Annotated in this window: 17 protein-coding genes and 1 riboswitch; of the genes, 8 read left to right on the top strand and 9 right to left on the bottom strand. The window is 47.5% G+C overall.

Annotated elements, in window-relative coordinates:
* Positions 1-128: 128 nt before the first annotated feature.
* Complete coding sequence (locus I2494_RS04690) at positions 129-791, top strand: DUF1190 family protein (protein ID WP_130592613.1); 663 nt, start codon at positions 129-131, stop codon at positions 789-791.
* Positions 792-803: 12 nt separating this feature from the next.
* Positions 804-1,961 (top strand): glutathionylspermidine synthase family protein, encoded by a 1,158-nt coding sequence (locus I2494_RS04685; protein ID WP_218468147.1) that lies wholly within the window; start codon positions 804-806, stop codon positions 1,959-1,961.
* Between the two features lie 301 nt (positions 1,962-2,262).
* Here the strand turns inward: I2494_RS04685 and ygiD are convergent, their stop codons facing one another.
* The gene (gene ygiD, locus I2494_RS04680) at positions 2,263-3,045 is read right to left on the bottom strand and encodes a 4,5-DOPA-extradiol-dioxygenase (protein ID WP_218468146.1); all 783 of its coding nucleotides are present in this window, start codon (positions 3,043-3,045) and stop codon (positions 2,263-2,265) included.
* A gap of 316 nt (positions 3,046-3,361) precedes the next feature.
* Between ygiD and zupT the strand changes: the two genes are divergently transcribed.
* Positions 3,362-4,129, top strand: coding sequence for a zinc transporter ZupT (gene zupT / locus I2494_RS04675; RefSeq protein ID WP_218468145.1), 768 nt, complete (start codon positions 3,362-3,364; stop codon positions 4,127-4,129).
* Positions 4,130-4,284: 155 nt separating this feature from the next.
* Here the strand turns inward: zupT and ribB are convergent, their stop codons facing one another.
* On the bottom strand, positions 4,285-4,938 hold the full coding sequence (gene ribB, locus I2494_RS04670) for a 3,4-dihydroxy-2-butanone-4-phosphate synthase (RefSeq protein ID WP_130592616.1): 654 nt from the start codon (positions 4,936-4,938) through the stop codon (positions 4,285-4,287).
* Between the two features lie 105 nt (positions 4,939-5,043).
* A riboswitch (FMN riboswitch) is annotated at positions 5,044-5,211 on the bottom strand.
* Between the two features lie 188 nt (positions 5,212-5,399).
* On the opposite strand from ribB, the gene ubiK reads away from it, so the two are divergent.
* A complete protein-coding gene (gene ubiK / locus I2494_RS04665) occupies positions 5,400-5,651 on the top strand; it encodes a ubiquinone biosynthesis accessory factor UbiK (protein WP_130593733.1) in 252 nt (83 codons plus the stop codon).
* A gap of 54 nt (positions 5,652-5,705) precedes the next feature.
* Here ubiK and yjeH read toward each other — a convergent pair whose 3' ends face one another.
* Both yjeH and hldE read right to left on the bottom strand, forming a co-directional pair.
* Complete coding sequence (gene yjeH / locus I2494_RS04660) at positions 5,706-6,965, bottom strand: L-methionine/branched-chain amino acid transporter (RefSeq protein WP_218468144.1); 1,260 nt, start codon at positions 6,963-6,965, stop codon at positions 5,706-5,708.
* A 9-nt stretch (positions 6,966-6,974) separates the two neighbouring features.
* Positions 6,975-8,402, bottom strand: a complete 1,428-nt coding sequence (gene hldE, locus I2494_RS04655) for a bifunctional D-glycero-beta-D-manno-heptose-7-phosphate kinase/D-glycero-beta-D-manno-heptose 1-phosphate adenylyltransferase HldE (RefSeq protein ID WP_218468143.1) — start codon at positions 8,400-8,402, stop codon at positions 6,975-6,977.
* A 144-nt stretch (positions 8,403-8,546) separates the two neighbouring features.
* On the opposite strand from hldE, the gene I2494_RS04650 reads away from it, so the two are divergent.
* Entirely contained in the window at positions 8,547-9,479 is a 933-nt protein-coding gene (locus I2494_RS04650) for a Kdo(2)-lipid IV(A) acyltransferase (protein WP_218468142.1), read from the top strand.
* 41 nt (positions 9,480-9,520) lie between these two features.
* Here I2494_RS04650 and glnE read toward each other — a convergent pair whose 3' ends face one another.
* The gene (glnE, locus tag I2494_RS04645) at positions 9,521-12,361 is read right to left on the bottom strand and encodes a bifunctional [glutamate--ammonia ligase]-adenylyl-L-tyrosine phosphorylase/[glutamate--ammonia-ligase] adenylyltransferase (RefSeq protein ID WP_218468141.1); all 2,841 of its coding nucleotides are present in this window, start codon (positions 12,359-12,361) and stop codon (positions 9,521-9,523) included.
* 34 nt (positions 12,362-12,395) lie between these two features.
* Complete coding sequence (locus tag I2494_RS04640) at positions 12,396-13,688, bottom strand: CYTH domain-containing protein (protein WP_218468140.1); 1,293 nt, start codon at positions 13,686-13,688, stop codon at positions 12,396-12,398.
* A 208-nt stretch (positions 13,689-13,896) separates the two neighbouring features.
* Between I2494_RS04640 and I2494_RS04635 the strand changes: the two genes are divergently transcribed.
* Entirely contained in the window at positions 13,897-14,517 is a 621-nt protein-coding gene (locus tag I2494_RS04635) for a TIGR04211 family SH3 domain-containing protein (RefSeq protein ID WP_218468139.1), read from the top strand.
* A 103-nt stretch (positions 14,518-14,620) separates the two neighbouring features.
* On the top strand, positions 14,621-15,853 hold the full coding sequence (locus I2494_RS04630; RefSeq protein ID WP_218468138.1) for a multifunctional CCA addition/repair protein: 1,233 nt from the start codon (positions 14,621-14,623) through the stop codon (positions 15,851-15,853).
* Between the two features lie 391 nt (positions 15,854-16,244).
* On the opposite strand, the gene bacA is transcribed toward I2494_RS04630, so the two are convergent.
* Both bacA and folB read right to left on the bottom strand, forming a co-directional pair.
* Positions 16,245-17,066 carry an undecaprenyl-diphosphate phosphatase gene (gene bacA, locus I2494_RS04625; RefSeq protein WP_218468137.1) on the bottom strand — a complete coding sequence of 274 codons (822 nt, stop codon included), beginning with the start codon at positions 17,064-17,066 and terminating at the stop codon, positions 16,245-16,247.
* Between the two features lie 126 nt (positions 17,067-17,192).
* Positions 17,193-17,552 (bottom strand): bifunctional dihydroneopterin aldolase/7,8-dihydroneopterin epimerase, encoded by a 360-nt coding sequence (gene folB / locus I2494_RS04620; RefSeq protein ID WP_218468136.1) that lies wholly within the window; start codon positions 17,550-17,552, stop codon positions 17,193-17,195.
* 107 nt (positions 17,553-17,659) lie between these two features.
* Between folB and plsY the strand changes: the two genes are divergently transcribed.
* Positions 17,660-18,295: a glycerol-3-phosphate 1-O-acyltransferase PlsY gene (plsY, locus tag I2494_RS04615; RefSeq protein ID WP_218468135.1), complete on the top strand. Its 636-nt coding sequence runs from the start codon at positions 17,660-17,662 to the stop codon at positions 18,293-18,295.
* Between the two features lie 99 nt (positions 18,296-18,394).
* On the opposite strand, the gene tsaD is transcribed toward plsY, so the two are convergent.
* Positions 18,395-19,411 (bottom strand): tRNA (adenosine(37)-N6)-threonylcarbamoyltransferase complex transferase subunit TsaD, encoded by a 1,017-nt coding sequence (gene tsaD / locus I2494_RS04610; RefSeq protein ID WP_218468231.1) that lies wholly within the window; start codon positions 19,409-19,411, stop codon positions 18,395-18,397.
* Position 19,412: the final 1 nt, after the last annotated feature.

Raw genomic sequence — 19,412 nt, 5'->3', positions numbered from 1 at the left:
AAACCACCAACACATTTATGTTCTTTTTATCCTTTCTAAAGTAATGAACATAGATGAGCTATCTTTCTGAAAACCAACAGCACCAGCAACAAGATAATTTTTGAATTTAACTCTGGGACTGATAACTCATGAAACGCACTAAACACATCAACCGTGACTCTTTTCGTAAATCCTTCCGTACTTATCGTTTAGCGCCTGTTGCGCTGGCAATAAGTGCCGTATTTATGCTGTCGGGCTGTGAACAGGCTGACGAAAGCGTATCCCTGTTCCAGAATGCGGATGAATGTAAACAAAGTAACCCATCAATGGGCGATCAGTGCACCATTGCTTATAATCAGGCTCTGGAAGAAGCAGTAAAAACCGCACCAAAATATGCCACTAAAGAAGATTGTGTCGCCGAATTTGGTGAAGCCCAATGTACTGAAGCACCTGCTCAGGCAGGCATGGCCGCACAACCACAACAAAGCAGCATGTGGATGCCTCTGATGGCCGGTTATATGATGGGTCGTATGATGGGCGGTGGTTATGGTCAATCTCCGCTGTTTACTTCTAAAGCAGCTGGTAGCCCGGCCAACGGCAAATTTGTTGACTCTACTGGCCGTAGCTATGGCAATGCGACCACTGGCAGAACCATGAAAGTGGATAAGAGCGCTCTGGCACCTAAGCCGGCGACCACCACAACCGTTACCCGCGGTGGCTTTGGTGATTCAGTGGCTAAACAAAATAGTATGTCACGCAGCAGCTCGTCTTCAAACAGCTCATCAACAAAAAGTCGTTCATTCGGTGGCTAAGGTTAATTTTTAATGATTCGTCAATCTATTACCGAGCGTCCAAACTGGCGTGAAGTAGCTACTGAATATGGTTTTAATTTTCACACTATGTATGGCGAACCATACTGGTGTGAAGATGCCTACTATCAGTTTTCACTGGCACAAATCGAAGAGCTGGAAAATACCACCGCAGAGCTGCACCAGATGTGCTTGCAGGTGGTAGAAAAAGTAGTTAACAGTGAAGAGCTGTTAACTAAATTTCATATTCCTAAACACTGCTGGGATTTTGTTCGTACTTCATGGAAAACCCAGCAGCCGTCACTCTACTCTCGCCTCGATTTGGCCTACGATGGTAAAAGCCCGGCCAAGCTATTAGAGAATAATGCCGATACCCCAACATCTCTGTATGAAACGGCGTTTTTCCAATGGATGTGGCTGGAAGATCAGGTTAACGCGGGTAATTTGCGTCACGATGCCGATCAGTTCAACAGCTTACAAGATAAGCTAATCGAGCGTTTCGCCGAGCTGAAATCACTACATGGTTTTAATCTGCTGCATTTTGCCTGCTGTCAGGATACCGAAGAAGATCGCGGTACCGTACAGTATTTGCAGGACTGCGCTAATGAAGCAGGTTTAGCCAATGAGTTTATGTTTATTGAAGAGATTGGCTTGGGTGAAAAAGGCCAGTTTACTGATACCGAAGATCAGGTTATCAGCAATCTGTTCAAGCTCTATCCGTGGGAATTTATGTTCCGGGAGATCTTCTCCACCAAGCTGGCTGACGCCGGTGTGCGTTGGTTAGAACCTGCATGGAAAAGCATTATCTCCAATAAGGCCCTGCTACCTTTGCTGTGGGAAATGTTCCCAAATCATCCAAACCTGTTGCCGGCCTATTTCGCCGGAGAAGCACATAATCTGAACCACTACGTTTCCAAACCGCTATTCTCGCGGGAAGGTGCCAACATTCAGATTATCGAAAATGGTCAGGAAGTGTGTAAAGTCGATGGACCTTACGGCGAAGAGGGAATGATCATTCAGCAATTCCACCCGCTGCCGCGCTTTAATGACAGCTATACCCTGATAGGTAGCTGGCTGGTCGATGACGAGCCTTGTGGTATTGGCCTGCGGGAAGATCATAGTTTAATAACGCAGGATCTTTCGCGGTATTATCCGCATATTATATTAGACTAATGTGTTTGATAAAAACCCATTGATTCTGAGTAAATTTCGTCCACTAATAGTGTCGAGTTCAAATAGGCCATCGTGTAAGTGGCCGAGTCAAGGGGGCTAGCGAGCCCCCTTAACAATCCCGCGCTTTCGCACACGAATCCAGGTCGCTACGCGACTTCCCTCCGCCTTCATTCTGGCTTACGCACCGGCGCAGAGCCGCTCCCTACGTCGCTGCGCCTCGGCTGGCATCCATGCCTGCCGTGCTACCCTCATTCAGTTGTCGGCTGAATTCCAGTGCTCATAAAGGTCAAAAAAACAAAACCTATCCAACCTTGATTGACAACATACTCAGCGACCCCATCTCGATACCATCCACCGGTATGCTCACTGGTTCGTTATACTCCCTGGCTCCCAGCACATACAGCAACGGTAAATAGTGTTCTGGTGTCGGACAGGCCAAATGTGCATCCGGATTGTCCATAAAGTTAACCAACGGATGGTTATCTCCCTGCCAGGTCAAGTTATCACGAACAAAGTTATCAAAACGTTCAGCCCAGTCAAAAGGCTGCTGGTTGCCCTGCCATCTTGCCATGCGCAGATTGTGTACCACGTTACCACTGGCCACAATCATTACGCCTTCACGACGTAAAGCTGATAATTTTTGTCCCAGCTGATAGTGATAGGCTGCCGGCTGCGTGGCATCAATGCTTAACTGAACCACCGGAATGTCCGCATCGGGGTACATTTTTATTAACACGCCCCATGAACCATGATCCAACCCCCATTCAGTCATATCAGCAATAACAGGAACCGGGGCCAGTAACTCTTGTATTCGTGTCGCCAATTGAGGAGAACCTTCAGCAGGATACTGAGTATCAAATAGCGCCTGTGGAAAACCACCAAAATCATGGATCGTTTTAGGATGTTCCATGGCCGTCACCGCCGTTCCGCGGGTATACCAGTGGGCCGAAACTGCAAGAATCGCTTTCGGACGCGGCAAACTATTCCCCAAGTGTTGCCAGGCCTGAGTATAAATATTTTCTTCCAGTACGTTCATTGGGCTACCGTGCCCCAAAAACAGGGCGGGCATTAAGCTGCTGTTCATTATTTTTCCTCTGTTTTTAGATCAGGTTGATTATCCTGATAGCTGATGCTATTTACTAAGGCAGATTAACCACATCAGAAGGTCAATTTAAGATTAAAATTAATTGTTCGTTCTGATGGACATTTGTTGTAACGATAGGTGATATCTTAATCTTTATCCTGTTGTTTAAAAGAGGATAAGCCTGACAGACATCGTCAAAAAAATTGAATAATTGCTGATTTATTCGCCCTATTAAATAAATTGCTATTGTATATTCGATATTTCTGTCAGGTTTGCTATCATCGGCGATGATAATCATTCTCATATGAGAGGTTCTATGTCAGTTCCACTAATTCTTACTGTACTTGCCGGAGGCTCTACCTTTATTGGTGCTTTTCTGGGGATTATTGGCCAAAAACCATCGAATCGCGTACTGGCGTTCGCTCTTGGTTTTGCCGCAGGTATTATGCTGTTAATCTCCCTGATGGAAATGCTGCCAGCCTCACTCAATACACCGGGAATGTCGCCGGTATTAGGGTACAGCATGTTTATTATTGGGCTGCTTGGTTACTTCCTGTTGGATCGCTTACTGCCTCACCAACATGCTCACGACCTGACGCCGGGGAAAATGCCCTCCCGTAATCTGAGACGTACTGCAATTTTGCTCACCCTGGGCATCAGCCTGCACAACTTTCCTGAGGGTATCGCCACCTTCGTGACCGCCAGCACTAACTGGGAACTGGGTCTGGGGATTGCTCTGGCGGTTGCTATTCACAATATTCCTGAAGGGTTAGCCGTAGCGGGGCCAGTATATGCGGCAACGGGTTCAAAACGCACGGCATTGCTGTGGGCCGGTCTTTCCGGGGTTGCCGAGATCATTGGCGGCCTGTTTGCCTTTTTGCTGCTTGGCCCGAACGTTTCTCCGGTCATTATGGCTTCGATAATGTCGGCAGTTGCCGGAATTATGGTGGCGCTATCAGTAGATGAGCTGATGCCGCTGGCCAAAGAGATCGACCCTAACAACAATCCAAGCTACGGTATTCTTTGTGGTATGTCGGTAATGGGGCTGAGTTTGATGATGTTACAGTTATGGACGGTTGGTTAAGTAATCTCTTGGGGATTTTTTTAATCAGATTCTGAGGATGTTCAGGCCGGGAAAGTATCTGTATTTAGCATCTGAGTACATAGAGCCAAGTCAACGATCGATATCGTCAGTCATAATAAAAGCCGCATTAGCGGCTTTTATTATCAATATAACAATCAGCTGGCTTTTCTGGCGTGCTGCTCAATATACATCACCAAATCTTCAATGGTTACTACCGGCATATTATGTTGTTTACCAAACTCAATAACCTGCGGTGCATTTGCCATGCTGCCGTCATCATTGGTAAGTTCACAAAGTACACCTGCTGGTTTAAAGCCAGCCAGAGTAACTAAATCAATTGTCGCTTCAGTATGGCCACGGCGGGTTAATACACCACCGGTGCGGGCACATAATGGGAAAACGTGACCAGGGCTGTGCAGGCTGTTAGCCGTTGCGCCATCTGCGATAGCGGCACGAATAGTGGTGATACGGTCAGAAGCAGAAACGCCGGTGGTTACCCCTTCAGCAGCTTCAATAGTGACGGTAAACGCCGTCTGATAGCGACTGGAGTTAGCAGGAACCATCATCGGTAGGTTCAGCTGTTCACGAGTTTGTTCGTTGATGCACAGACAAACGATACCACTACCATGACGAATGGTCAGCGCCATTTGCTCAACGGTCATGGTTTCGGCAGCAAAGATCATGTCGCCTTCGTTTTCACGGTTTTCATCGTCAAGTACCATAACACCGCGACCATTGCGCAATGCATCCAGCGCAAGTTCAACGCGAGCAATTGGGGTACCGAATTCGGATAGTAATGTCTGATTCATGGTAAAATAACCTCTTAATTAATATGGATTACCAGAATCAGGGCAGCTTAGGAAGCAGGCAAAAAGCCTAAAATAACGTAAGGCGAGCGAATGCCCGACCATTGTCATTACTCTCTCCCATCCGGACTATAACCGTCGGCCCCGGAATTACACCGGATCTGCTGACCTTGAAGCTGACTTTCATCAGACTCAAGCGCTCGCGGGCTTTCATGTCGCCATCAGGCTTGATGATTTACCGCCGGTGGGGATTTCCACCCCGCCCTGAGAATAAGCGTTTCTACTATAACGCTTATTAATATCAGGGGCAATACAGACAAGGGAAATCTTAGCCACTGAAAATTGACAGATCCAAGACACTCCGCTATCAAATGTTTATACTCTGCAAAACAAACAGTAAACTAAAGGCTATCTCTTAATCAGTGGGATTAAATAAGATGCCATCAACCATCAAAGGTAGACCAATGATCGACCCAAAGAAAATTGAACAGATAGCTAAACAAATTCACGAATCAATGCCAAAAGGCATTCGCGAGCTGGGCGATGAAGTCGAGAAGAAGATCCGCCAAGGGCTGCAAAATCAGTTGGCAAAACTGGATGTGGTCAGCCGCGAAGAGTTTGATATTCAGACTCAGGTTCTGCTAAGAACCCGCGAAAAGTTGAATGCACTGGAAAAGCGACTGGCAGAATTGGAAGCTAAAGGCAATCAGGAATAATCCTGCTTTCTGAGCGCATTAGTAAAGCCCCTTGGCTTTGCTAATGCGTAATAATTATCCCACAGATGCCTCAGCAGCTTGCTTTCTCCGTGGCAGTATCAGCCACAATAAGGCAAACATTACTACTGCATACAGCGTTTTCCAGCCAATCATCACCAACAATAGAATACACAGCGCAGTGCCGATAAATGACATCGCTCTGGAACTCCCCTTCAGCAGGCGACAGCCCGACAGCATACAAAGCAGATAGATGAACACAAAAATGCCATTGGCATAAACGATCAGCTCATCCAGCTCCAGGGAAAAGTAATCCGCGGCGAGTGATGAAATCAAACAGCACAACAGTACTAACGACAGTGCATTTAACGGTGAACGGGAACGGGAAAGTTGAGCTACCCAGGCTTTAGGCTTCTGTTCATAGGTTTGCGACCACACCAGACGAGCAAAGCTTTGAGTGTAAATATTTAAACTGGCAAAGCAGGCTAAATAACCAATGATACAAGCCACCCACAATGCATGTTGACCAAATAGCTGAACCACAATAGAGGGTAAAGAAGCCGATGCGGCCATCTCTCCACCATAAGAATGGAATGCTAATACCGCCGCAGTACAGCTCCAATAGACACCACCAGCCACTAACATACCTATTAGCAGAGCCCGTGGGAAATCACGTTCCGGATTGCGGAATTCAGCTGCCAGATGAGCAAAAGCTTCCAGCCCAACAAAACACCAGAACATTACCGCCAATGCGCTAAACATCGGGCTGGCGGATAATGTACTCAATGCCGGCCATTGAATGGAACCGGGCGTAATTCCCCCTTTCCACCAGATTGCTACTACCATTGCCACAATCAGACCAGCAATGATCACCTGAACATTAGCGCTGGAACCGGCACTACGCATTCCTAACAGCAGAATCGCCAGCAGAGTTCCCAACTGAACTAACAGCAGGCCTGAATGCTCCAGTCCAAATGCTGCCTGCCAAAAGCCTGAGGCTATTTGTAATGCTGCGGGTAAACCTACCGGAATCACGGACAAAAACAGCCAACCGGTCACTCTTGCCATGTGAGGGCCAAATGCCAGACTGACAAAGTGCGCCGCACCGCCAGCGTTAGGAAAATGTCGCCCCAACGCGGCAAATGCAATCGCAATAGGAAAAACCAGAATAATTAAAACAGGCCAGGCCCACAGGCTACCAGAATCCGCTATTTGCGCAGCCAGCGCTGGCACGGCAAATACGCCCGTTCCCAACAGCGATGTTGAAAGTAAACCGACTCCCTGAACTAAACCCAGCTCCTGCTTTAATCCACTCATTGAGGTTAATTATCCGCGTTCCATAATAGTTTTAATGATATTGCTGGTTGAACAACCATCTTCAAAGTTCAGAACGCGCACATCACCACCTGCTGCCCACACCTCTTTGCTGCCGGCAATATCTTCTGGCTTATAGTCACCGCCTTTCACCAGCAGGTCGGGAAGAATATCGGCAATCAGTCGCTGAGGGGTATCTTCTTCAAAAGCAACGACCCAGTCGACAGACTCTAAAGCACCCAGCACAATCATACGCTGCGCCAGTGGGTTTACTGGTCGAGTCTCTCCTTTTAATCGGCGAGTAGAAGCATCACTGTTAACCGCCACAATCAGGCGATCCCCCAGTTTACGGGCATTTGCCAGATAAGAAACGTGGCCGGCATGCAAAATATCAAAGCAGCCATTGGTCATCACCACTTTCTCACCGCGCTGACGTGCGTGGGCAACCGCTTGTTTCAACTGCTCTTCATTCATGACGCCAAAACCGGTATCAGCTCTGCCACGGATGGCGTTTTCCAGCTCAATCGGGGAAACCGTTGAAGTCCCCAGTTTACCGACCACCACACCGGCGGCGGCATTGGCCATAAAGCAGGCTTCTTCCAGCGTCAGGCCAGCGGCCAGACTCACGGCCAGAACGCCAATCACCGTATCACCCGCACCGGTAACGTCATACACTTCCTGTGCCTGAGTCGGCATATGGAAAGGATCTCTGCCCGGTTGCAGTAATGTCATGCCGTTTTCTGAGCGAGTAATCAGCAATGCGCTAAAATCAAACCGCTCAATTAACGCCATACCCCGACTAACCAGTTCATCTTCACTTTTACACGACCCTACCACCGCTTCAAACTCAGACAGATTAGGCGTTAGCAGCGTAGCACCACGATAGCGCTCAAAATCGGTTCCTTTTGGGTCGATCAGCACTGGTACACCTGCATCACGCCCCAGAGCAATCAGCGACTGAACTGAAGCCAGCGCACCTTTAGCATAATCAGACAACACCAACGCCCCTAAATGGGGTAAAGCTTGCTGTACACGATCTAAAATTGGTTGGGAATCTACGTTCTCAAAACCTTCTTCAAAATCGAGGCGCAATAGCTGCTGGTTACGGGACAGAACCCGTAATTTAGTAATCGTTGGATGAGAAGCGACCGTCACAAAATCACATTTGACATTCACTTCGCTCAGCTTATCACCCAGAACACGAGCCGGCTCATCCATACCGGTTAAGCCCACCAAACGAGAAACGCCGCACAAGGAGGCGATATTCATCGCTACGTTTGCTGCGCCTCCGGGACGATCTTCTACCATATTGACTTTAACTACCGGTACCGGGGCCTCAGGTGAGATCCTGCTGGTTGGCCCATGCCAATAGCGATCGAGCATAACATCACCGACAACCATTACGCTGGCACGGCTAAAATCGGGTAACATGACTTTCATCCCATACTCCATAAACGAGGACAGCATATATTGTTAGGCAGTTTATCATAATCACATCGTAAAATAGGAATGCGATAAAAATACCGTTAAACTGATAAAATTATCTTTAAACTATTGGACAATAATTTTCTTATTCGATTTGTTATGTCAAAAAATCAAGTACTCCCGGAATTTAGCCGAGAACTGTTACACCCACGCTACTGGCTACTATGGTCAGGTATCATTTTTTTATACCTGATAGTGTTACTGCCTTATCCCTGGATTAATAGTCTGGGGCGCGGTTTAGGTCGTTTTGCCATGCGTTTTATGAAACGCAGAAAGATGATCTCACGCCGTAATATTGAGCTCTGTTTTCCAAATATGACCGAAGCAGAACACGAAGCCTGGATGATCAAAAACTTTGAAGCTACTGGGTTAGCAGTATTTGAAACCGGCATGGCCTGGTTCTGGCCCAATTGGCGTGTCAAAAAATGGTGTAAGGTTCAGGGAATGGACAATCTGAATGTGGGTATTCCGGAGAAGCGCGGGGTACTGGTGATTGGTATACACTTTCTAACCCTTGAGCTTGGTGCCCGGATTATTGGTATGCACCGTCCTGGCGTAGGGGTTTATCGTCCCCACGACAACAAACTGATGGACTGGTTACAAACCTGGGGAAGATTGCGTTCCAATAAATACATGCTTGACCGTCGAGACGTGAAAGGCATGATTCGCTCACTGAAAAAAGGCGAACTGGTTTGGTACGCTCCTGACCATGATTATGGCCCTAAAAACAGCGTATTCGCCCCGTTCTTTGCGGTAGAAAAGGCAGCGACTACCATTGGTACCTCAATTTTAGTTCGTATGGCCAATCCGCTGCTGGTTCCGTTTATCCCTAAACGAAATGATAATAATCAGGGATATACTCTAATTGTACAGCCGCCGCTGGAAGGCTTCCCAACGGATGATGAAGTTGCAGCTGCCACCTTTATGAATCAGGCAATTGAACAACAAATCCTGCTGGCTCCGGAACAATATATGTGGCTACACCGTCGGTTTAAAACTCGTCCGTCGGGTGAAGCATCATTATATCAATAAGCTATCGCTCTTGGCTGAATCTGCGCTAAGAGCGATAGCCTTTACTCTGCTAACCACTTGCGCCAACTCTGATTAACCTGCGCCCTTTCCTGTTCAAACCTTCCGGTTGGTACCTGGCCGGGTTTATCCTGCAATGCCAGACGATGAATCTCATCGCGCATAGTGACGTAAGCTTTGGTTAGCGCCATGGCTTCCTGCTCGTCCATAATCTGATAGTTTCCCATCAGCTCAAAAATTCTGACGTTATCAGACCAGCGGGTAAGCTGAGGCTGTTGATGGGCGTAGCGCAACACTAAATACTGAGCGATAAACTCAATATCAGTGATCCCACCCTCATCAGTTTTCAAATCAAATAAATCTGCATCTTTATTGCCGAGGTGACTGCGCATTTTTTCCCGCATCTCACGCACCTCTTGCTTTAGTTGCTGTTCATCACGTTCAAGGCACAGAATTTCATGACGGGCATGGTCAAACTCTTTATGCAGTATCGGATCGCTATAAACAATGCGAGTACGCACTAACGCCTGATGCTCCCAAGTCCAGGCTTCATTACGCTGATAGTCTTCAAAAGCACTAATCGTGCTGACCAGCAGGCCTGACTCCCCGGATGGCCGCAGGCGTGCATCAACCTCGTACAAAATACCGGAGGCCATGCGTGCACTGAACAAATGCATAATCCGTTGACCCAGACGTAAATAAAACTGGCGGCCATCGATACTGCGATCCCCATCAGTCGTGACGTTTTCCGGACAATCCACCAAAAAGACCAGATCTAAATCAGAACTGTAGCCCAGCTCAATCCCCCCCAGCTTGCCATAAGCTACTACGGCAAATCCACGACCTTCCCGCTCATACAGGTGGGACGGCTGACCATAGCGCGCAGTCATCTGGAACCACGCCTGCTGAACCACAGCATCAATAATCGCTTCTGCCAGATAGGTTAAGTGGTCACTCACTTTCATCACCGGTAGTGCTCCGGCAATATCGGCGGCAGCAATACGTAACAAATGGGTCTGTTTAAACTGACGTAATGCTTCCAGTCGCTGCTCTTCGTCCTCTTCCGGTACTCGCAGTAAAAACTGCCGCAGCTCATCACGATAAGCACTCAGCGGAACCGCCTGATATAGCGAATTAATATCCAGCAGTTCATCCAGCAAGATTGGGTAGTGCGCCAGCTTGCTGGCCACCATCGGTGATGCCGCACAAAGTCGGATAAGATGGGTCATGGCAGAAGGGTATTCCACCAATAGCTCAAGGTAGGTGGTACGAGTCACAATACTCAGAATTAGATGAGTAAGGCGCGGCAAAACGCTGTCAGCATCTTCGCGCTGGCAGACTTCAGACAGTAATCTTGGCATTAATTTATCGAGAACATCACGGCCTCGCTGCCCAATTGACCGTTTATCAATATCATGACGGAACTCAGCCAGATGCTCTCTCACCCGCTGCCGCGGTTCTTCGTCCAACTGAGGCATCAATTGAGATAGTTCGCAGGCATCCAAATCATCCAGCCATAGCGGGCTGTAACGTAAACTATCGGAATCCTCTTCCACATCCGGCGTATCATCACCAATAAGATTGGAAAAAATCTCCCTGACGGAAGCCATATGTCGCCCCAGTTGTGACAACATAGATTCCCAACTGTCACTCCCCATGCCAGCTGCCAGACGAGCCTGATCTAAAGTGTCCACCGGCAGTGTTTGTGTTTGCTGATCGGCAATCGCCTGCAGTAAGTTTTCTAAACGACGTAAGTAGAGATAGCTAATCCCCAAAGTGTCAGCCTGCTCTTGAGTTAATAGATCCAGCTCGGCAATCACCTGAAGGGTCGGCAAGAGAGAGTTCCCCTGCAGGCTGGGTTCACGTCCACCACGGATCAGTTGAAATACCTGAGTGATAAACTCAATTTCACGAATACCACCGGCTCCCAGCTTGATGTTATCCGCCAGACCCCGGCGACGAACTTCTCTGGCGATCATTCCTTTCATATTACGCAATGACTGAATAACGCTGAAATCAATATAGCGACGGAAGACAAAAGGGCGCAGCATCTGTTTTAACTCTTCACTGTAGCTGTCATGCTGGTCGCCCATTATTCGTGCTTTTACCATGGCGTAACGCTCCCAGTCTCGCCCCTGCTCCTGATAATAATCTTCCAGAGCGCTGAAGCTGAACACCAATGGCCCACTATCACCAAAAGGACGTAAGCGCATATCTACCCGATAGACGAACCCTTCCTGAGTAATGTGATCAAGGGCTTTAATCAGCCTCTGGCCCAATCGGGTAAAAAACTGGGCGTTATCCAGTTGGCGGCGCCCTCCCTGAGTTTCACCATTTTCCGGATAGGCAAAAATCAGGTCGATATCTGATGAGAAATTAAGTTCTCCGCCCCCCAGCTTCCCCATACCTAAAATAAATAACGGTTGTGGGGTTCCACTACTGTTAACCGGCGTTCCCCACTCCCGACAACAAAGGTCATACAGCCAGTCACGAGCGGCAATAATCAATGTTTCTGCCAATATACTTAACTGACTCAAGGTTTGTTCGGTATCACACAACTTTAGGCTTTGTGCCCAGGAGATACGAATCATCATCTTGCGACGAAACAGGCGCAGTACCTGCAACAGATTAGCTTCGTCAGTCACTTCAGTCAGAACGGCCTGAAGCCACTGTTGATAGTGTTCAGCGTCCGCGGCACCCGGCGGATTTTGATGAAGCTCATCCCACCACTCCGGATGTTGAAGTAAGCCATCACTGACAAAGTCACTGAGTGCTAACGCTACGCCATCCTGCGAACCAAATTGAACCGGCTGATCCAGACGTTCAGCTAACTCAGACTGACGTTTAATCCGCTGTGCTTCAAGTAGTGGGAAATGAGACAACATAGGGTGTCCTTACAAAAATTAATTAGACTACAAGTTATACATGCTGCGAACTGTTTAACCAGAACAGCGGCTGTTCCATGGCATTACGACGTAATGTGTCACGATCGCCCTCTGCATCAAACAGTTTCTGCCAGACTTCAATATAAGGCAGCGACAGTTCTTTATCATATGCGCCGGAAAGCAGATAGAAATTGATAATCTGACGTTCCAGACGCGACTGCTGGTCGTTATAGCCATCATTGGTTAATTTCTTATTGAACGCTTCTTTCAGCTCTGACTTACAGCGGGATAACATAATATCGGCGAAACGTTTAAAGGAACCGGCCAGCTTTTGCTTTCCTTTATCATCGATAAAAATGCGCCACCCTTTATTCATCACCCAGGCCATCAGTGCCAGTTTCAGTTGCAGATATCCGGGCTGATAACAGACAGCCGCCGCTTCCTGAGCGACTTCAAGCTGTTGTTCCAGCTCGGTTAAACGTTCCCGTAACGGAGCGGTTGCTTTGCGGGGAATAATGCCGCCAAACAGCGCCAGAATTTGGCGTATTGCCGTCAGACTATGGTTAACCGCCGATTGGGCCTGTGGCACGCCATCAAACCAGCAGGCTTCATTACGTTGCCAGTAAGCAAAAGCCCACTCTAATGAGGCTTCCAACCCTTGTTCAACGGTAGCGCGCTCAGGAACGATTAACACATCCATTGGCGTAATCACGATGGCAGTATCATCACTTAATAAACCATATCCCCGTGCGGCTTTACTTTGGCTTCCTAAACGTAATCCTTTCACGCTGGTTAACTGCTGTGCCAGAGTCAAGATATCGGCCGCATTCCCCTGTTTCAGCTCCATCTCCAGCTCGCTAATAGCTTCACTGGCTTCCCCTGCTGTGATGTGCCCCTGATCGATAGCAATCTCTATCTGGCTCTGCTGAAACTTAACCAGCCAGCTCTGACGTTGAAAATCAGTGGTAAATAACGGTTGCAGTTGAGTCTGTAAAGCTGAGACATCTACATCGACAGGCCAAACGTCAGTTGGTAATAAAGCGATATCCAACTTGCCTGAAGGTAATGGAATATTATGTTCGGCTCGATGCGCAACGCCACCGACGGTATTTCCTGCCGATTTCAGCGTCATCTCCCAGGAATCATTACACCCCCTGACTCGCAAACCAATACGATGGCAGCGCAATGTGCCTTCTGCTGTATCATAATAAGTATTTGATAGCTGCTGAACCGCTCCTCCCTCCGCCTTCAATCGGGATATGATTTCAGGTAAAGCAGCAACGGCTTCGGAAGTGGCAACAAATTTAAGCTCAATCTCAACGGTCATAATGGTTTCCGCAGTTAAAAAACAAACAATAACAAATGATAATAATTATGCGAACAATGCAGTAATTTACGCCATCGGTAAGGTAAAAAACCACCTGATTCACGCTCTTTATTGGGTTGCAACATAGGTTTTACATTGCACACTCTCTCCGAAGGCTCTACTATCGTTACATAAGTAACTTTTCTGAACAGATAAAAAAATACTGACAATGCTAAATTTAAGAACAATCTCTATCGCTTTACTCGCATCACTGAGTATGACGTCTTTTACCGTTGCGGCTGATACCAGATACATCTCTGATAATCTGAATACCTATCTGCGTGGCGGCCCATCAGATAACTATCGCCTTACCGGTACAATTAATGCTGGCGAGAAGGTTGAGCTGCTTGCCGTTAACGATACGACCAAATATGGTCAGATTCAGGACAGCAAAGGTCGTACCGCTTGGATCCCGCTGGATCAGCTCAGTACTGCGCCAAGCCTGAGTGAAAGAGTGCCGGCACTTGAACAACAGGTCAAAGATTTGACCGATAAGTTGACTAATATTGATAATAGTTGGAACCAACGCACTGCTGATATGCAGGAAAAAGTTGCCAATAGCGATGGCATTATCAATGGCTTAAAACAAGAAAATCAGCAGTTAAAAGATGAATTAGCCGCTGCCCGTAAAAAGGTAAGTGACATTAGCCTGCAAATGGATGATAAGCAACGTACTATTATCCAACAATGGTTTATGTATGGCGGTGGAGTAGCCGGCGTTGGTCTGATTTTAGGCTTGTTACTGCCTTACCTGATCCCACGCCGCAAAAAAGATCGCTGGATGAACTAATCCGTAGCGAATGTTTTTGTTAAGCAATATCTCAACGCTGGCGCTGTTTGGCCGGCGTTTTATTTATATAGAATTTTAAATCAATGAAGTTTCTGGAGAAGACGTGAAAACCTATCTTGTTGGCGGAGCCGTCCGCGACCAACTACTGGGCTTACCCGTACATGAGCGTGATTGGGTGGTGGTTGGTGCCACACCTGAGCAAATGCTGACGTTAGGTTATCAGCAGGTAGGAAAGGATTTTCCGGTATTCCTTCATCCAAAAACTCATGATGAGCACGCATTGGCCCGCACCGAGCGTAAATCAGGTTCTGGTTACACCGGTTTTACCTGCTATGCCGCTCCTGATGTCACTCTGGAACAGGATTTACTGCGTCGTGACCTCACCATTAATGCCATTGCGCAAGATGATGACGGTACCCTTATCGACCCTTATCACGGTCAACGGGATCTGGAGCAGCGGATTTTACGTCATGTCTCTGTGGCTTTTCGTGAAGACCCTTTACGGGTGTTGAGAATCGCCCGTTTCGCCGCACGCTATGCCAATCTTGGCTTTACCATCGCACCAGAAACCTGGCAACTGATGAAAGAGATTGTTAACAGCGGTGAAATGGCACATCTGACAGCAGAACGCGTTTGGAAAGAGACAGAAAAAGCACTGTCAACTCGTAGCCCTCAGGTATTTTTTGAAGTGTTGCGAGAGTGCGGTGCTTTAGCGGTTCTGTTTCCTGAAATAAATAATCTGTTTGGTGTTCCTGCCCCTGAAAAATGGCATCCGGAAATCGATACTGGTGTGCACGTTTTAATGGTGCTGGAGGTAGCGGCAACCCTGAGTGATGAAATTGATGTCCGTTTCTCCGCGCTACTACATGATGTCGGTAAAGGCGTTACACCTGAAGCACTCTGGCCGCACCATCATGGCCATGGTTTAGCTGGAATAAAGTTAGTAGAAGAGATTTGCCAGCGTTACAAAATTCCTAACACCACACGCGAACTGGCCTGTCTGGTTTCTGAGTTCCACGATCGGATCCATACCGTATATCAGCTACGACCGGACAGTATTTTAAGTATGTTGAACGCTATCGACGTCTGGCGTAAACCACATCGACTGGAACAGATGCTATTGGTCAGCGAAGCAGATTATCGTGGTCGGGCTGGCTGGCAACAAAAAGCGTATCCACAGGCAAACTATCTCAGACAGGCTTTTGAAGTCGTTAATGCAGTATCGGTTAAAGATATTATCGCGCAGGGTTTCACCGGTGCCGATATTAAAGATCAGCTGAATAAACGTCGCTTAGAAGCGCTCTCCGAATGGAAAGAGAGTCAGCCGCAAAGTTAATTCATTTGTCAGTCTGACATCACTGATGACAAAGTCATATGATTCAGTTTCATGTCTTAACATAGCCAATCGTTGAGAGGGACGGGTGTTGGGGGCGTAGCAGCTTTAGCTGCCGGACAAACAGGCAAAGCCTGTTTGTACAACGCTTGCGTTGGCCCAAAGGGTGAAACACCGTCAGGTGTTTCATAACTGCCCCTAACCCGGCCAGACCCAACTCGCACCGTAGCTGAGTACAAATGATCCTCCGGCCGAGCACTGAGTTAATTTAAGCAACATCATTTTTACAGACGGAATATTCACAGTTGCTGATTTATTCGATTTTTCAGCAGTCTCAGGCACGGATTGTTACCAATCAGTGCCTTTTTTATTCATCGTGCTTCTGATCCTTAAATCAGAAAAACACCAGATAAATAACGCCAGCCACAAAGAAACGATAAATAGCGAATGGAATAAAAGAGAAACGCTTAATCACGCTCAGGAAGGTTTTAATCGCCAGTAACGCCACAATAAAAGCAGTAACAAAGCCGACGGCAAACATGGGTAAATCATCCCAAACCAGCAGACCAATGCTTTTGTACATCACCAATATCGTCGCACCAAGCATCATCGGTACTGCCAGAATAAAGGAGAACTCTGACGCCGCATAACGGCTAACGCCAATCAGCATTCCACCGGAGATGGTGGCGCCTGAACGGGAAAAACCCGGCCACAGAGCCAGACACTGAAAACAGCCGATAATGAAAGCCTGACGATATGTCATATCATCCAGCCCTTCCGCGCGCGGAATTTTAGGCTTTAGCATTTCAGCGGCAATCAGCAATAAACCACCGGCAATCAGGGCATACATAACGGTTTTAGCGCCAAACAAATATTGTTTAATATCATCATGCAGCGCAAAACCCGCAATCACTGCCGGTAACATACCTAAAATAATATGTGCCAGCGTCAGGCGCCCCTTGCCTCTCCCTTCATGAGGAACCTCACCAAAATGAATACCAATCAAACCAAACAAGCGGCGCCAAAACACCACTACTACCGCAAGAATTGACCCTAACTGAATAACTACTTCAAATGTAGATGCAGTGTCGCCAGAAAAACCCAACAGCTCACCGACAATAATCATATGTCCCGTTGAAGAAACCGGCAGAAACTCGGTCAACCCCTCAACAACACCGAGAATAAATGCCACGACCAACGAGTGAAAACCATCCATCAATAGATCCCTTGCAAAATATATAAAGAAAATATTTGTGCCTGATTACCAGACAATAATTTTAATAACCCGCGCAGCTCAGACAGAAATCAACCCATTTAGTTTCATTCTATCGGACTTATTCTTTCAGGCTAAACGTGAACCACGTTCAATGATCACACCAACCTGCTTCGCCGCTGCTACGGCTCCCGGTTTACTCAGCTTGATCCTAATCCATGGAATAGAAAAACGCTGCATTAATAAATCAGCCACTTCTTCTGCGACGCGTTCTACTAAGGCAAAACGCTCGTTTTCGACCTTTTCAATCACGACTTCGCTGACATCGGCATAGCTCAGGCAGTCACAAACGTTGTCACTGACGGCAGCTTTGCGATTATCCCAGCCCATTTCGATATCGAAAATAAGCTTCTGTTTAATCGTCTGCTCCCAGTCATAAACCCCAATGGTTGTAATGACGCTGAGCTGTTCTATAAATACGATATCCATAACACCACTCTCAGTTTTTCAATTAAGACGTACCACTTCGGGCAGAATATGCGTATTATCCATGTTAGTAGAGAGTAAAACGACAATTATTAGATGGAATCGAGTTTATGAGTGCTATCGCGCTTGGCATGATCATTATCGCCTATCTATGTGGATCAATATCCAGCGCAGTGTTGGTTTGTCGTATCGCCAAACTGCCCGACCCACGAGAGCATGGTTCCGGTAATCCCGGTGCAACCAATGTGCTACGTATTGGTGGGAAAGCTGCTGCGGCGGCGGTATTAATATTCGATGTGCTAAAAGGTATGATCCCTGTTTGGGTGGCCTACAAGCTGAACCTTTCCCCGCTTTATCTCGGTTTAACTGCCATTGCAGCCTGTCTTGGGCATATCTACCCGATCTTCTTTCACTTTCGCGGCGGAAAAGGTGTAGCCACAGCATTTGGTGCCATTGCACCGATAGGCTGGGATCTCACCGGACTGATGACCGGTACCTGGCTGTTAACCGTGCTGCTCAGTGGCTATTCTTCTCTGGGTGCTATTATCAGTGCGCTTATTGCGCCGTTTTATACCTGGTGGTTTAAACCTCAATTTACCTTTCCGGTAGCAATGCTTTCCTGTCTGGTATTGATTCGTCATCATGACAATATTCAACGATTATGGCGTGGTCAGGAAGGAAAGATTTGGGATCGTTTTAAGAAGAAAAAGACAGAAGAAACAGCAGATAACGATAAACCAGAATAAATTAACCATTCAACAAAATTCATCGGCCGTAAATACCTGTTTAAACAAATACATATTTACGGCCAGGATCACTTTTTAGTTATTCAAACTCAATCAGGTTCAACTTACCGGTGGTAGCTGATCCAGCGGCCAGCGTGGGCGAACCGAGACTTCCAGTCCTGTGGCTTCACCGGCTTTCAATCGAACCATTCCTGCATAAGCAATCATGGCACCATTATCGGTACAGAACTCCGGACGAGCATAAAACACTTCACCTTTGCGCTGTTTCATGATGTCGGCCATTTTGCTGCGTAGTGTGCGGTTAGCGCTTACTCCGCCAGCCATCACCAGCCGGTTAAATCCGGTTTCATCCAATGCCCGACGGCATTTTATTGCCAGCGTATCCACTACCGCGTCTTCAAATGCTCTGGCGATATCCGCTTTGGTTTGCTCATCATCACCGGACTGGCGAATGGTATTCGCCGCAAATGTTTTAAGACCGGAGAAACTAAAATCAAGGCCCGGACGATCGGTCATTGGACGAGGGAAAGTAAAGCGCCCGGCGACACCCTGCTGTGCCATTTTAGATAGCATCGGCCCACCGGGATAATCCAGCCCTAGCAGTTTAGCCGTTTTATCAAATGCTTCACCGGCCGCATCATCAATGGACTCCCCCAACAGCTCATAATGGCCGATACCCGTAACGCTGATTAACTGGGTATGCCCCCCCGAAACCAGCAGCGCAACAAAAGGAAACTCGGGTGGATTATCTTCCAGCATCGGCGCTAACAGATGCCCTTCCATATGATGAACGGCTACTGCCGGAACATTCCACGCCAGAGCCAAAGAGCGCCCAACGGTTGCACCAACTAATAGCGCTCCCACCAGACCCGGCCCGGCAGTATAAGCAATACCGTCAATATCGGCGGCGGTTAGATTCGCCTGCTTCAGTGCAGCCTGAATAAGAGGAACGGTTTTACGTACGTGATCGCGAGACGCCAGCTCAGGTACCACACCGCCATAATCTGCATGCAGTTTAACCTGGCTATAAAGTTGATCCGCTAATAAACCCTGCCGATCGTCATAAATCGCCACACCGGTTTCATCGCATGACGTTTCAATACCTAATATACGCATA

This window comes from Limnobaculum allomyrinae (assembly GCF_016649425.1).
Lineage (GTDB): Bacteria > Pseudomonadota > Gammaproteobacteria > Enterobacterales > Enterobacteriaceae > Limnobaculum > Limnobaculum allomyrinae.
Note: the sequence above shows the minus strand (reverse complement) of the source record. Positions and strands in the feature narration are given on the sequence as shown.

Bases quoted from the DNA above. Each gene is read 5' to 3' on its own strand.
- I2494_RS04690 (WP_130592613.1), top strand. From the start codon at position 129: ATGAAACGCACTAAACACATCAACCGTGACTCTTTTCGTAAATCCTTC.
- I2494_RS04685 (WP_218468147.1), top strand. From the start codon at position 804: ATGATTCGTCAATCTATTACCGAGCGTCCAAACTGGCGTGAAGTAGCT.
- ygiD (WP_218468146.1), bottom strand. From the start codon at position 3,045: ATGAACAGCAGCTTAATGCCCGCCCTGTTTTTGGGGCACGGTAGCCCA.
- zupT (WP_218468145.1), top strand. From the start codon at position 3,362: ATGTCAGTTCCACTAATTCTTACTGTACTTGCCGGAGGCTCTACCTTT.
- ribB (WP_130592616.1), bottom strand. From the start codon at position 4,938: ATGAATCAGACATTACTATCCGAATTCGGTACCCCAATTGCTCGCGTT.
- ubiK (WP_130593733.1), top strand. From the start codon at position 5,400: ATGATCGACCCAAAGAAAATTGAACAGATAGCTAAACAAATTCACGAA.
- yjeH (WP_218468144.1), bottom strand. From the start codon at position 6,965: ATGAGTGGATTAAAGCAGGAGCTGGGTTTAGTTCAGGGAGTCGGTTTA.
- hldE (WP_218468143.1), bottom strand. From the start codon at position 8,402: ATGAAAGTCATGTTACCCGATTTTAGCCGTGCCAGCGTAATGGTTGTC.
- I2494_RS04650 (WP_218468142.1), top strand. From the start codon at position 8,547: ATGTCAAAAAATCAAGTACTCCCGGAATTTAGCCGAGAACTGTTACAC.
- glnE (WP_218468141.1), bottom strand. From the start codon at position 12,361: ATGTTGTCTCATTTCCCACTACTTGAAGCACAGCGGATTAAACGTCAG.
- I2494_RS04640 (WP_218468140.1), bottom strand. From the start codon at position 13,688: ATGACCGTTGAGATTGAGCTTAAATTTGTTGCCACTTCCGAAGCCGTT.
- I2494_RS04635 (WP_218468139.1), top strand. From the start codon at position 13,897: ATGCTAAATTTAAGAACAATCTCTATCGCTTTACTCGCATCACTGAGT.
- bacA (WP_218468137.1), bottom strand. From the start codon at position 17,066: ATGGATGGTTTTCACTCGTTGGTCGTGGCATTTATTCTCGGTGTTGTT.
- folB (WP_218468136.1), bottom strand. From the start codon at position 17,552: ATGGATATCGTATTTATAGAACAGCTCAGCGTCATTACAACCATTGGG.
- plsY (WP_218468135.1), top strand. From the start codon at position 17,660: ATGAGTGCTATCGCGCTTGGCATGATCATTATCGCCTATCTATGTGGA.
- tsaD (WP_218468231.1), bottom strand. From the start codon at position 19,411: ATGCGTATATTAGGTATTGAAACGTCATGCGATGAAACCGGTGTGGCG.